The sequence below is a fragment of the Malaciobacter halophilus genome (genome assembly GCF_002837275.1).
GTDB classification, from domain to species: Bacteria; Campylobacterota; Campylobacteria; order Campylobacterales; family Arcobacteraceae; genus Malaciobacter; species Malaciobacter halophilus.
This window is the reverse complement of record NZ_NXIF01000011.1, coordinates 1-13,720: the sequence shown is the minus strand read 5'-3', so window position 1 is coordinate 13,720 and position 13,720 is coordinate 1. Positions and strand designations below refer to the sequence as shown.

Annotated in this window: 11 protein-coding genes; 1 reads left to right on the top strand and 10 read right to left on the bottom strand. The window is 26.7% G+C overall.

Translation table 11 applies throughout. The features are described 5' to 3' along the window. Nucleotides 1-6: 6 nt before the first annotated feature. The 10 genes from modB (CP960_RS03170) to CP960_RS03125 all read right to left on the bottom strand — a co-directional run bounded on the left by modB (CP960_RS03170) (nucleotide 7) and on the right by CP960_RS03125 (nucleotide 11,767). Nucleotides 7-666, bottom strand: coding sequence for a molybdate ABC transporter permease subunit (modB, locus tag CP960_RS03170; protein WP_228151998.1), 660 nt, complete (start codon nucleotides 664-666; stop codon nucleotides 7-9). A 14-nt stretch (nucleotides 667-680) separates the two neighbouring features. Then, nucleotides 681-1,373 (bottom strand): molybdate ABC transporter substrate-binding protein, encoded by a 693-nt coding sequence (gene modA, locus CP960_RS03165; RefSeq protein ID WP_101183787.1) that lies wholly within the window; start codon nucleotides 1,371-1,373, stop codon nucleotides 681-683. 8 nt (nucleotides 1,374-1,381) lie between these two features. Next, nucleotides 1,382-2,233 (bottom strand): ABC transporter ATP-binding protein, encoded by an 852-nt coding sequence (locus CP960_RS03160; protein ID WP_101183786.1) that lies wholly within the window; start codon nucleotides 2,231-2,233, stop codon nucleotides 1,382-1,384. Next, complete coding sequence (modB, locus tag CP960_RS03155; protein WP_101183785.1) at nucleotides 2,230-2,919, bottom strand: molybdate ABC transporter permease subunit; 690 nt, start codon at nucleotides 2,917-2,919, stop codon at nucleotides 2,230-2,232. The genes CP960_RS03160 and modB (CP960_RS03155) overlap by 4 nt, the downstream gene beginning before the upstream one ends. Beyond that, nucleotides 2,912-3,310, bottom strand: a complete 399-nt coding sequence (locus CP960_RS03150; RefSeq protein ID WP_101183784.1) for a TOBE domain-containing protein — start codon at nucleotides 3,308-3,310, stop codon at nucleotides 2,912-2,914. Before CP960_RS03150 ends, modB (CP960_RS03155) begins: the two co-directional genes overlap by 8 nt. Then, the gene (gene modA, locus CP960_RS03145) at nucleotides 3,307-4,056 is read right to left on the bottom strand and encodes a molybdate ABC transporter substrate-binding protein (RefSeq protein WP_101183783.1); all 750 of its coding nucleotides are present in this window, start codon (nucleotides 4,054-4,056) and stop codon (nucleotides 3,307-3,309) included. The genes CP960_RS03150 and modA (CP960_RS03145) overlap by 4 nt, the downstream gene beginning before the upstream one ends. Before the next feature lie 9 nt (nucleotides 4,057-4,065). Continuing rightward, on the bottom strand, nucleotides 4,066-4,848 hold the full coding sequence (locus CP960_RS03140) for a TOBE domain-containing protein (RefSeq protein ID WP_101183782.1): 783 nt from the start codon (nucleotides 4,846-4,848) through the stop codon (nucleotides 4,066-4,068). Nucleotides 4,849-4,944: 96 nt separating this feature from the next. Then, nucleotides 4,945-6,141: a hybrid sensor histidine kinase/response regulator gene (locus CP960_RS03135; protein WP_101183781.1), complete on the bottom strand. Its 1,197-nt coding sequence runs from the start codon at nucleotides 6,139-6,141 to the stop codon at nucleotides 4,945-4,947. Next, nucleotides 6,138-7,793, bottom strand: a complete 1,656-nt coding sequence (locus CP960_RS03130) for a CheR family methyltransferase (protein ID WP_101183780.1) — start codon at nucleotides 7,791-7,793, stop codon at nucleotides 6,138-6,140. The genes CP960_RS03135 and CP960_RS03130 overlap by 4 nt, the downstream gene beginning before the upstream one ends. Beyond that, a complete protein-coding gene (locus CP960_RS03125) occupies nucleotides 7,790-11,767 on the bottom strand; it encodes a response regulator (protein ID WP_101183779.1) in 3,978 nt (1,325 codons plus the stop codon). Before CP960_RS03125 ends, CP960_RS03130 begins: the two co-directional genes overlap by 4 nt. Nucleotides 11,768-11,943: 176 nt before the next feature. Between CP960_RS03125 and CP960_RS03120 the strand changes: the two genes are divergently transcribed. Continuing rightward, complete coding sequence (locus CP960_RS03120; protein ID WP_101183778.1) at nucleotides 11,944-13,539, top strand: ABC-F family ATP-binding cassette domain-containing protein; 1,596 nt, start codon at nucleotides 11,944-11,946, stop codon at nucleotides 13,537-13,539. The last annotated feature ends 181 nt before the right edge of the window (nucleotides 13,540-13,720 follow it).

Below are 13,720 nucleotides of genomic sequence, written 5' to 3'. Positions count from 1 at the left end.
TTCCTTTTAAATGTGGTTTTGTTTTGTTTGTAAAAAATTTAGGATTATAAAAAATATTAGTGATATAACTATTAATATACCACTTAAAATAAGTGCTAAATTATAATCCCCATCAAATACTGCATTATATATAGCAAGTGAAATAGTATCTGTTTTACCTATAATATTTCCTCCTAACATAAGAGTAATTCCTACTTCTCCTAGCGCCCTTGCACAAGCTATTAGCAAACAAGCTAAAAGAGTTTTTTTTATGCAAGGTAGTATAATAAATAAAAGAGTATTTATTTTACTTTTTCCACTTAAATATGAAGCTTCTACCATATTTTTGGGAAATTGCTCAATTGCAGATTGTAAAGGTTTTACCATAAGAGGAAGACCTGCAATAAATCCAGCTAGAACTAAACTAGGAAATGAAAAAATGAAAGATATATCAAACTTATAAAAGATACTACCAATTATTCCATCTCTACCTAATAACAATAGAAGAAAAAATCCTATTGCTATTGGAGGAAAAATTAAAGGTAAAGTTACTATTGTATTTACTAACCATTTAAATTTAAACCCTTGTTTTGAAAGTAAAAAAGCTAAAAATACTCCTATTGTAAGAAATAATATTAAATTAACACCCACTGTTTTAGCACTTAAAATTAAAGGGTTTAAAATCATAGAATAATCCATTTTTAAAGACCAAATTGTGTAAAAATATCTTTTGCTTTCTTAGATTGTAAAAAGTTTAAAAACTCTTTACACTCATCTTTACAGTTTTTTGTAGAAGCAGCAACTATATCAATTTTTGAATAAAGAGTTTTATCTATTTCAATATATCCCCCAAGTTTTGATTTATTTGCTAGTGCAGAAGTTAAATTTATAAAACCTGCATCAATCTCATTTGTTATTAAGTATGTTGTAACTTGTGGAACAGTAGCCGTTATAAAAAGCTTTTCATCTATATTAGAAGATAATTTAGAGTTATGAAGTATTTGCATAGCAGCAATTCCATAAATAGCCTTTTTAGGATGTGGCATTGATACTCTTTTTATTTTATCTGATAATATTTCATTAAGAGTGTTTATTTTTGTTTTTTTAGAGTAGGCAAGTACAGCTTTACCTTCTCCTATTGAAGTATATTTTATAAAATCAATATTACTTTTATTTTGTAAAAAGTTTTTATCTCCTATAACTAAAGCTAAATCAGTATGTTTTGCTTGAGTACTTACTTGTCTCATATTTCCATAGAAAGCGTCAATTTTTTTATTATATAGTTTCAAGATTTTTTGTACAGGTTTTTTATATCCTGCTCCTGCTGCAATTTTAAAATCACTTGCATTAACTATTGTAATAGTTAAAATTGATATAAATAACAGTTTTTTCATAAGAGTCCTTAATTTGATATATTTGGAGAGAAGGCTTTTGTACTTACCCTTACTTTTGAACCAATTTGAAGATTTATAGTTTCTTCTTCACTTAAAACAACTTCTACAAGTTGTTGACCAATAGATATAATAGCTATATAAATAACATCAACTTTTACAATATCTAAAAGCTCTCCTTCAAAAGAAAACTTTGCACTACCACTTGTTTTTAATAAGACATCTTTTGCATTACCATCTTTTATGATTTTTGCATCTTGTAAAACTATTACTCTATTACTTAATCTATAAATCTCACTTGGGTCATGACTTACCATGATAGTTGTAGTTTTAAATTCACGATGAAGTGTGAGTATCTCATCTTGAAGTTTCGTTCTCATAGATGGATCAAGTGCTGATAAAGGCTCATCCATTAATAGAAGTTTAGGACGGTTCATCAAGGCTCTACATAAACTAACTCTTTGTTTTTGTCCTCCACTTAAAGATGTAACATTTCTATTTTCAAGTTGTGATAGCTCTGTTAATTCTAAAAGATGATTTGCAAGTTTTTCATCTTTATTTACATATAAAAGATTCTGTTTTACACTCATATTTGTAAAAAGTGCGTAATCTTGAAAAACAAAACCAATCTCTCTTTGTTGAGGTGGCAAAAACTTTTTATTATCTTGCCAAATTTTATTATCAACTTTAATTTTACTTTTTGATTGTTCTAATCCTGCAAGTATTCGAAGTAGGGTAGTTTTACCACTTCCACTAAGTCCTGTAAGAGCAATAAAATCACCTTCATTTATATTTAGTTTAATATCTAAATTCATTTTTCCATTTGAACCAATTAACTCTTTATTTACTTCAATATCTATCATAAAAAACTCTTTTTTTGTTTTTGATTAAAAATATAAACACTTAAAAGCACTAAAAAACTAATTACTAGCATAATAGCACTATAAATATGTGCACTTTTATAATCCATAATTTCAACAAACTCATATATAGCAACAGAGGCTACTTTTGTTTCATCTGGAATACTTCCACCAACCATTAATACAACTCCAAACTCACCAACTGTATGAGCAAAAGTAACAATAAGAGCAGTTAATAGTGAGGGTTTTATATTTGGAAGGGCTACTTTAAATATAGTATAAAATTTACTTTTACCACTAATATAACTAGCTTCAAGCATATTTTTATTTATACTTTCAAAACCACTTTGTAAAGGTTGAACCATAAAAGGTAGAGAGTAAAAACAACTAGCAATAACTAATCCTGTAAAATTAAATACAAGTTGTACTCCTAAATACTCATCAAAAAAACTTCCTAAACTAGAGTTATATGAAAGTGTATAAAGTAAATAAAAACCTAAAACCGATGGTGGAAGAACTAAAGGTAGAGCTGTTATTGCTTCTAAAACTGGTTTTATTTTTGATTTTGTTTGAGAAAGGTACCAACTAAGAGGCATTGCTAAAATAAATAAAATAAGTGTTGTTATAAAAGCTAATTTAAAAGATAAAATAAAAGGACCATACTCAATGCTTGATAATAACTCAATCATTTATCACCTTTTTTATAGATAAGTCACTTGATTTAAATATAGCACTTACACAATCATTTTGTTTAAGATTTAGTCTTTTTGCTGATTTTGTAGTAATAATACTTGTGATACTAGTATCATTATGTTGTAGTTTTATACTTGTTAATAGTTTTCCCATGTCAAGTTTGATAATCTGTGATTTAATAGAGTTTGCAAGGCTTATTTGACCTTGCAACTCTTTTGCAATAGCTACATTTGAAGCTTTAACTGTAAGTAAAACTTTTGTTCCAACTTCAATATTATGTAAATCTAAACTCATCATAGATAAGGTTATATCAAAAAAACTAAACTCAACAATATTTAAATTATCAAGATTATCAATTTTAGAAACTACTGCTTTAAACTCATTCATGGTACTAAATATCCAAACTCTTCAAATATTTTTTTTGCTTTTTTACTTAAAATAAAACTATAAAATGCACTTGCTTCACTATTACTTTGTGCTTTTTTAAGAAGTACAATACCTTGATTAATAGGTGTATAAAGTTTTGTATCAACGCTATACCAATTAACTCCTTGTTTGTATTTACTCATCTTATCTGAAAATAAAGATGATTTAGCGATAAAACCAACATCAGCAGCAGTTAATGCATATGTAACTGTTTGAGAAATTGATTCTGCATAAATTAATTTATTTTTTATCTTTTCATAAACTTTTGCATTTTTCATAGCCTCAACACTTGCAGTTCCATAAGGTGCAGTTTTTGGATTTGCAATTGCAATTTTTCTAAAACTTTTATCTTTTACTAACGCTATACCTTTTGAAAAATCAAGAGCTTTTTTGCTTAAGTAAGCTAGCGAACCTTGTGCATAAACTAAAGGTCTTGTCACTGCTAAATCCTCTTTGTATAAGGCTTGTGGATATTTCATATTTGCAGCCATAAACAAATCATATGGAGCGCCATTTTTTATTTGTGCAGTTAACTTTCCACTACTTCCTAAAGTAACTTTTACATTTGTATTTGGATAAAGCTTATTAAACTCTTTTTTCAAGTCATCAATTGCATATGATACATTTGCAGCAACTGCTATATTTATATCCCCTGAAAATAGGCTACTTACTAAAAGTGCACTACTTAAAACTATCTTTTTTAACATCTGTTCTCCTTAATTTCCTAACATAATATCTGATGATTTTATCACGGCAAATACTTTTTGCCCAACTTTTAATTCAAGTTGTAAGGCTGCTTCTTTAGTTATTACAGAAGTGATTGTTTCATGAGTTGAGATTTCAAGTACTACTTCACAACTTACTTCACTAAAGTTTAAAGTCTTTATTACTCCTTCAAGTTTATTTCTGGCACTAAATCCTAGAAGTTGACTTGTTGCAATCATTACATTGTTTGATTTAAAAATAGCGATAATCTCATCTTCTACTTTTAAACCAAGTGCTGTTACACTATTTGTTGAAATATTAGAAACCATTTTTTGTGAACTTTTAGTTTTTAAAGTAATACTTGCATTAACATTATCTTCAACAATTTTTTCTATTTTAACAGCTAATTGATTTCTTGCACTAATTTGCATAGAGACCCTTTTAAGTGATTTTAAACTTCCCGTGTTAAAGTCAGTAAGACTAGTAAGTTTTTTTAAAAATTTTTCATGTTCTTTTTGTAAAATTGTATAAGTTTCAATAAGATTTTTTCCATATGAGGTTAGTTTTGCTCCACCGCCACCTTTCCCACCAGTCTCTTTTTCAACTACAATACTAGGACAAAGGTTATTTATACTATCAATTGCTTCCCATGCAGTTTTATAACTCATAGGTACAGTTTTTGCAGCTTTACTAATAGAGCCTTCTTTTTCAATAGCTTGTAAAAGTTTTATTCTTTTTTCTAATAAAAAAGGAGTATCTAGGTTTAAAAGTGTAAGTGATGAATCAAACTGCATCTATTTCCTTATGTATTTAAATATATAACGATAAAATATTAACGTTATATACCTTAATATATAATGAAAATAAAAAATATTTTAATGTAAGAAATTTTAGATTTTAAAAGGTAGAGTTATAGTCACACAAGCACCTTCATACTCTGTTTCTTGATAAGTAAATTTACTATTTTTGATTTTTATTTTTCCAGACATTGAGTCATTTATAACTTTATAAGTGATATTTAATCCAAGTCCAATTCCATGTGCTTGGTGCTTTGTAGTAAAGTAAGGCTCAAAAACTTTATTTAAATAATTAGTTTTAATTCCTCCTGCATTATCTGTAATAGTAATTTCAATAAGGTTCTCTTTATTTATATATGAGTCAATAAAAATATATCGTTTTGAATCAATTTTTTCTAAGGCATCTTTTGAGTTATGAATTAGATTAATTAAAGCTTGAACTAAGCTATTAGGTAAGTTTGTAAGTTCAATTGAATTGTCCAAGTTTGTAATAATTTCAATGTTATTGTCTTTTATTAAATGTTCTCTTGCTTTAATAGCTTTATTTATAATTTTAGATAAGTTGAATTTTGCAAGTTTTTCTTTATATGAAAGGTCTCTAAAATTATCAATTGTTTCTGATAACTCTTTTGTTGTATTCATAATATTTTCCATAGAGGCTTTTACTTCTTTATCTTTTGCAATTCCTAGTTCAAAGTTAAGTTTGATTCCTGAAGCACAAGTAGAAATAAGAGATAAAGGTTGTCTCCATTGATGAGCAATATTTCCTATCATTTCTCCAAGTGCAGCCATTTTACTTTGTTCTATTAACTCAAGTTGTTGTTTTTGAATTTGCTCTTTTAGTTCAATCTCTTTTTGTAAAGCTTTATATAAATTATCATTAACTGCTTGCAATTGTTTATTTTTTATAATAACTTCAATATAAAGATTTAGTTTATTGATTAATTGGTGGTCTTCAATAGGTTTAGTAAGATAATCAATAGCACCAATTTGAAACCCTTTTTGCTGAAACTCTTCTCTTTTAAAAGCAGCAGTCAAAAATATAATAGGAATATTTTGTGTTCTTGGATTACTTTTTAGATATTTTGCTGTATCAAAACCATCAAGTCCTGGCATTTGAACATCTAAAATTATAATATCAATTTTCTCTTTATATGTTATTTTAAGTGCTTCTTCGCCACTTGATGCTAATATTAATTCTACATTATCTAAATATTCTTGAATTAGATATTGTAGTGAAACTCTATTTGCTTCAATATCATCAACTGCTAAAATTTTTATCTCTTTCATGTTTTCCTCTTGTATATTCTGTTGCTTTTATCAATTGTAATAAATTTTTCATGATTATCTAATGATTCACTCTCTCCTAAAACTAAAAAGCCATAAGAGTCTAAAGATTGGTTAAAAAGTTCAAAAATATCTGTTTTTAACTCTTTATCAAAATAGATAATTACATTTCTACAAAAAATAAGTTGAAAATCATTTATTTTTTTATCTTCAACTAGATTATGTCTAAAAAATAGTATTCTTTGTTTTATCTCATCTTTTACTTGAACAAAGTTTTCAAAATGATTGAAATATTTACTAAAACTTTCACTTCCTCCAGCTTGGTAGTAGTGCTTTAAAAACTGTTTATAATTTTGCATTGAATATAAACCATTTTTTGCATTTTTTAAAACAATATCATTTAAATCAGTTGCATAAATTAAACTTTTATGTAATAATCCAAGCTCTTTTAAAAATATAGCTATAGAATAGGGTTCTTCTCCGCTACTACAACCTGCACACCAAATCTTAATATCTAAAAAGCTATCAAGTTTAAGAAGTAAGTTCTCTTTTAAAATCTTAAATACTTCAGGGTTTCTATAAAAAGTAGTGACATTAACTGAAATATTTAAAAATAAATCTTTAAAAATATTTTTATTATCTAATACTTTTTTTTCAAACTCATAAAAGTTTTTTGGTTTTAAAGTACTATAAAAAAGTTTGATTCTTCTTTTTATATGTTCTAAATTATAACCTCTATAATCATAACCATAAACTTCATATATTTTATCTAAAAAGTTTTCTAATTCTTCTTTATTAAAAGGTTCGCTATTTAAAAAGTAGTTTATATACTCTTTGATTTCATTTAAGTATAAAATCTTATCATATTGCTTAGTTTTTATAGCATTTTCAAGCATTGGTTTTGCTTCGCATTCCTCTGGATTCTCAATTATCACAGTTGTGCCATTATTTTTAAGAAGTTTTAAACAATCACTACCATCAGAGCCATAACCACAAACTAAAATAGCAAGTAGATTATTTTTATACTCATTAGAAAGTGATTCAAAACTTGTGCTAATTGAAGGCTTAGAAAAATTTCTTTTAGCTTCATCTGTTAAAAATATAAAACCACCAATAACAATCATATGTTTTCCAGGAGGAGCAGTATATATTGTAGAAGGTTCAACTCTCATATCAGATTTAGCTTCAATAACTTTATAGTATTTGGTTTTTGTTTGAAGAATTTGACTTAAAGAGCTTTTCTCATCTGGTCTGTGGTGCATTATAACAAAAACTGAAATTTCAGATGCAGGTAGATTTTCAATTATATTTATAAATTTTTTCAAACTTCCAGCACTTCCTGCTAATGCTAAATAATCTAAATTTAAAATATTTTTATTATTATTTTGCTCTTTTAGAAGTTTGATATTAAACCCTAAATTAGATAAATATGTTTTTAAAGTATTTTCATTTGTATATATTGATAAATTACTTTTTATCTTAAATAAAGCAATAATTATCTGTTCACAAATAACTTGTATATTTAAAAAGTTTATTTCAACTTTATTTGTAGTATTTAAAAGCTCTTGAAGTTTTTTTATATCCTCTTTTTTTTCAAGCTCTTGAACCACAATCTTTAAATTTTCATCTACTTTTTGTGAAACTATATTTATCATTTGTGCTTTTTATTACTCCAAAACTCAATTAAGTTAGTCAATACTTTAATATCAATAGGTTTAGCAAGATAATCATCTGCCCCAAGACTGATACACTTTTCTCTATCGTCTTTCATAGCTTTTGCAGTAACTGCAATAATTGGAATATCTTTGAGTTTTTTGTTTTCTCTGATTTTTTCCATTGCTTCATAACCATTCATTACAGGCATCATAATATCCATAAGAATTAAATCTATATCAATACTATTTTTATCTTCTAAAAAATCTAAAGCTTCTTGTCCATTAAAAGCTGTAAAAGTTGTAGCATTAAACTCTTTTAATGCAGCATCTAATACAAAAATATTTTTAATATCATCATCAACAATCAAAATTTTCTTTTCACTTAAATCTACATCTTTAAATATCTCTTTTTTCTCTTCTTTCTCTTCTTTATGTAAAAAAAGATTTATTTCATTTAATATTCTTTCATTTGAATTTGCTGTTTTTATAATAATACTATTACTATATTCTTGAAGTTTAATTTTCTCTTCTTTACTTATCTCTTTTCCTGTATATATAATAATAGGAAGTTTTGGATGTCTATTTTTTATATATTCGCAAACTTCATAACCACTTCCATCCATAAGAGCTAAATCAACTACAACTGTATCATATTGCTCTTTTTTAACTTCATCAATTGCTTCTTGAGCAGTCTTAACTCCTTTTATATTTATGTCATCTGTACCAATTAACTCAATTAAAGCATCTTTATGAATGTCATCATCTTCAACTATTAATAAATCTTTAATATCTTTTCTATTGATTTTTTCTATTGAATCAATTACTCCGTTAATATCTCCATCAAGAACTGGTTTTTGTAAGTATCCAATAGCTCCAAGTTTTAAAGTTTCACTATTTTTATCCTTTGAAGAGATAATATGAACAGGAATATTTTTTGTTTCATTTTTTGCTTTTAATTTTTTTAATACATCAACTCCGTCCATATCAGGAAGTGTTAAATCTAATAAAACACCTTTTATATTGTATTTTTTTATTAAGTTTAACCCACTAGATGCATCTAACGCTACAAGTCCAAAATTCCCACTTTTTTTAATCTCTTCATATACAATTTGAGCAAAAATTTCATCATCATCTATTATTAAAAAAGCCTCTTTACTTGAGTCTAATATTTCTCTATCGTCTTCAACATAACTTGTAACTTTTGGTTTTATTAGCTCTTTATATGTAGGTTTTGATTCCTCTTTTTTTATCTTTTCTTCTACTTGATTTTTTTCTTTATGAAGATTTGGTAAATCAACACTAAAAGTACTGCCTTTATTCTCTTGTGAACTAAGAGAGATATATCCACCAAGAAGCCTACTAAGTTCTTTTGATATTGATAAACCTAATCCTGTTCCTCCATATTGTCTACTTGTACCACCATCTGCTTGAGTAAAGGCTTTGAAAATTAAATCTTGTTTTTCTTTAGCAATACCAATTCCTGTATCTGTTACACTTATACAAAAATCTTTAGTTAAATCTTTTGAAGCTTTAATACTTAAAGTAATTGAGCCTTGTTTTGTGAATTTTAAAGCATTTGAAACTAAATTTCTAATAATTTGTGAAATTCTATCTTTATCATTAAATATTGTTTTGTTGTATTCATCTACAATATTAAACTCAAGACCTTTTTCTATTGCTGTATAGTTAAAAGTCTCTTTCATTTGCTCTAATAAATCAATACTATTAAACTCATCTACAATAACTTCCATTTTTCCTGATTCTACTTTTGAAAGGTCTAAAATATCATTGATTAATCTTAATAGTTCATTTCCTGATTCAAAAATTGTATTTGCTTTTTTTATATCATCATTTGATAAAGTATGTTTACTATTTTTTTGCAACAATGATGATAAAAGAATAATAGAATTAAGTGGAGTTCTAAGTTCATGGGACATATTTGCTAAGAACTCTGATTTATATTTCCCTGATTGTTCTAACTCTTGAGCTTTTTTTTCTATATCTTTTTTTGTCTCTTCTAAAAGTCTATTTTGTTGTTTTAAGTTTTGTTCAGAGATTTTTAATTGTTGCTGTTGCTCTTCCATATTTGCGTTTGCTTCTTCTAGTTGTTGCTGTTGTTCTTCCATGTTTGCATTTGCTTCTTCTAGTTGTTGCTGTTGCTCTTCCATGTTTGCATTTGCTTCTTCTAGTTTTTGTTGGTTTATCTCTAACTCTTTATTTGCCAATTTTGTTTGTTCTAAAAGCTCTTTTACTTTTTTATTTTTTATTGCACTTGAAATTGCAATACATATTGCTCTATTTACATTTTCAAAAAAGCTTAATGTTTTTTGCTCAAACTCATCAAACGAACCAATCTCTATTACTCCAAAAATCTCATTATTGTATATTAAAGGAAAAGTGTATGTATTGTATGCATTTTGTGTAACTGTACCTGTTGTAATTAATGCTTCATTTTTCTTAATATTTTTTAAAAGTATTGGTTTTTTTTGGAAAGCAACTTGCCCAACTACTCCTTCACCCAATGAAAACTCATTTGATAATTCATCTCTTGAAACATGGGCAAAACTAGAGTATTGCTTTAGCTTTTTATTATCTTCTTCATAGATATAAAGAACAGCAACGCCTGCGTTTACATAATTGCTAATAAAATTTATAGATTCATCTGTAACATCTTTTAAATCTTTTAGATTAATTAAAATTTGATTTAATTGATTAACACCATCTTTTATCCAGTTTTCAATATCTGCTTTTGTTATGCTTTGTTTTGTTCTTTTTATACCTGCATTTACAACTTTACTCATTTGTCCTATTTCATCTTTTGAACTATCTTCAAGTAATTGAATATCATTTGTTTCTCTATTTAAATACATAAAAAAATTCAATAACCCATCTTGAAAATTATTTAATGAGTTTATAATATATTTTTGAATTACAAAGTATAAAATTGAAAAAACAATAATAAAGGCTACTAAACTAATAATAATCAATGTATTTGTTAATTCATTGGGAACTTTTAAAACTTCATCTAATTCAACTTCTGATACAACTGCCCAAGAGAGATTATCATCTATTTTAAATAGAGTATAAGAAGATAAAACTTCTTTATTTCGATAATCTTTTATAATTTTTGTATCTGTAAAACCTTTAAACGCTTCTTTTACTGCAACTGTATTATTTAAGCCAACTTTTGGATTTTTAAAAGATGCTAGAACAGAGTGGGTAGTAGGAACAATATGACTATCACTTCTCATAAGATAATCTTCTCCTACTAAATAATCTTCATGTGTTTTTGAATATCCACTTCTAAAAGCCATAATATTTTGAATACTGTTTGTATCAAGTTTTAGAACTAAAACAGATTTAAAATCACCATTTACATAAACTGGACTAGCTAAAAACATAGCTGGTTTATAGCTATCAGGAGCATATGCTTGCATATCAATATATGAAACTTTTCTTGTTCTTTTTACTTTTTGCCAAATTTTTGCTAAATTAGATTTATTTAGACTTCCTGTTCTTAAGTTTTGACCCAAATCAGCTTTTTTCTTAAAAGTATAAAAGATATGTCCATTATCTTTTGAAATTAATAAAATATCTGTAAAAGGGTAAGTATTTGTATATGTTTTATAAAAAGTATCCCATTTTTCATTTGCTTTTTTTACTATTTTATTATCTGTTGGAAATTCAGCATATGCATCAACTTTTAACTCTTTTCCAATTTTTTCAAACTGTGTTGTTAAATCTTTTGCATAAGAAGTATCAGCTAAAAGATGCGCTTGTTTTGTGTAAAGTTTAAATAATTCATCTAACTGTTTTACTTTTGAATCTCTAGTAGAAGTTAAAGCTTCATATTTTTGCTCAATTAGTGTTTTCTTTGTCTGTTTTATAGAAATAAATCCTAAAATAGAAGAAAGAAATATTAGCGATAAAATAGAGATTATTATTAGCTTTAATTTAATAGATAGATTTTTCATTATGCCTCTTTTGTAAAATAGTACAACATTTTAGCACATATAACATTATTATTGTAAAAAAGTGGCTAAAGAAAAACTGCTTTTGTAAAAACTATTTTTCTTTTGCTTTTCTAACTTTCAAATTAGAAACATTTCGTTATAATCGCGACAGATTATAATATTGGAGTTAATTTTATATGGTACAAGTAGTTAATTTGAAGAAAGCTTTTGGTCCAAGAGTTTTATTTCAAGATATAAATTTAAAATTGGATACAGGGAAAAGATATGGTCTTATTGGTGCAAATGGTGCGGGTAAGACAACTTTTTTAAAAATACTTTCAGGAGAAGAAGACGCAACTGAAGGTGAAGTTCAAATTCAAAGTGGAAAAAAAGTAGGTGTTTTAAGTCAAAACCAGTTTGCTTTTGAAGAGTACACACTATTTGATACGGTTTTATTAGGAAATAAAAGATTATATAACGCTATTAAAGAGAAAGAAGAGTTATATATGAGTACAGAGTTTACTGATGAAGTAAATAATAGATTAGGTGAATTAGAAATTATAAGTGTTGAAGAAGACCCAACATATGAATATGATATAAAAATTACAAAGATTTTAGAAGATTTAGGATTTCCTGCTTCTCAACACAATGAATTAATGAGTACATTAACAGGTGGAGATAAATTTAAAGTTTTACTTGCACAAGTTTTATATCCAAAGCCAGATGTATTATTTTTAGATGAGCCTACAAATAACCTTGATATTGAAACAATTGGTTGGTTAGAAAATCAACTTCAACATCATGAAGGTACAATGGTTGTAATCTCTCACGATAGACACTTCTTAAATGCAGTATGTACACATATCTTAGATGTTGATTATAAACAAATTAGAGAGTTTACAGGTAATTATGATGATTGGTATATAGCATCAACAGTTTTAGCAAAACAACATGCAGCAGATAGAGATAAAAAGTTAAAAGAAAAAGAAGAACTTGAAAAATTTATTGCAAGATTTAGTGCAAATGCTTCAAAAGCAAAACAAGCAACTTCTAGACAAAAACAACTTGAAAAACTTGATGTTGGCTCAATCCAGCTTTCAAGCAGAAGAGATCCATCTATTGTATTTAAGCAAAAAAGAGAAGTAGGAAAAGAGCTTCTTATGGTAAAAGATATTAATAAATCATATGATGATAAAGTTGTATTAAATAATATCTCATTTACAGTAGAAAAAGATGATAAAATTGCTCTTATTGGACCAAATGGTATTGGTAAAACAACTTTATGTGAAATACTAATGGGAAATGTAAAAGCTGATAGTGGAGAAGTTCATTGGGGAGCAACAATTCAAAATGGATACTTTCCTCAAAATGCAACAGATATTATAAAAGGTGATATGACACTTTATGATTGGTTAAGAGGTTTTGATAGAGAAGCTGATATTAATGAAATTAGAAACTGTTTAGGAAGAATGCTTTTTAATGGACAAGAGCAAGAGAAAAAAGTTGAAGCTTGTTCAGGGGGAGAAAAACATAGAATGTGGCTTTCTAAAATCATGCTTGAACAACCAAATTTCATGATTTTAGATGAACCTACAAACCACTTAGACTTAGAAGCAATTATTGCACTAGGAGAAGCATTACATTCATATGATGGTTCAGTAATTTGTGTATCTCATGATAGAGAGTTATTAGATGCTTATGCAAATAGAATTATTGCAATTCAAAATGATGGTTCAATTTTAGATTTTAAAGGTACTTACGAAGAGTATATTGAAACAAGAGAGAAAAATTAAGATTAAAACCCCAAACGAAAAAGATATTTCGTTTTAGGGGGAATAAAGATACTAAAATTTCCAAGAGATTTTAGCAGATAAAGTTTGATTAGAGAAAGATGAATCTCTACCTTCATAATTATATTCAAATCTAAAATCAACATCCTCAGAGAAATTAGTTTTAAAACCAATACCAGCTTCA

Coding starts and splice junctions, on each gene's coding strand:
- CP960_RS03125 (WP_101183779.1), bottom strand. CDS start 11,767: ATGAAAAATCTATCTATTAAATTAAAGCTAATAATAATCTCTATTTTA.
- CP960_RS03140 (WP_101183782.1), bottom strand. CDS start 4,848: ATGCAGTTTGATTCATCACTTACACTTTTAAACCTAGATACTCCTTTT.
- modA (WP_101183787.1), bottom strand. CDS start 1,373: ATGAAAAAACTGTTATTTATATCAATTTTAACTATTACAATAGTTAAT.
- modB (WP_228151998.1), bottom strand. CDS start 666: ATGATTTTAAACCCTTTAATTTTAAGTGCTAAAACAGTGGGTGTTAAT.
- CP960_RS03135 (WP_101183781.1), bottom strand. CDS start 6,141: ATGAAAGAGATAAAAATTTTAGCAGTTGATGATATTGAAGCAAATAGA.
- modB (WP_101183785.1), bottom strand. CDS start 2,919: ATGATTGAGTTATTATCAAGCATTGAGTATGGTCCTTTTATTTTATCT.
- CP960_RS03120 (WP_101183778.1), top strand. CDS start 11,944: ATGGTACAAGTAGTTAATTTGAAGAAAGCTTTTGGTCCAAGAGTTTTA.
- CP960_RS03130 (WP_101183780.1), bottom strand. CDS start 7,793: ATGATAAATATAGTTTCACAAAAAGTAGATGAAAATTTAAAGATTGTG.
- modA (WP_101183783.1), bottom strand. CDS start 4,056: ATGTTAAAAAAGATAGTTTTAAGTAGTGCACTTTTAGTAAGTAGCCTA.
- CP960_RS03160 (WP_101183786.1), bottom strand. CDS start 2,233: ATGATAGATATTGAAGTAAATAAAGAGTTAATTGGTTCAAATGGAAAA.
- CP960_RS03150 (WP_101183784.1), bottom strand. CDS start 3,310: ATGAATGAGTTTAAAGCAGTAGTTTCTAAAATTGATAATCTTGATAAT.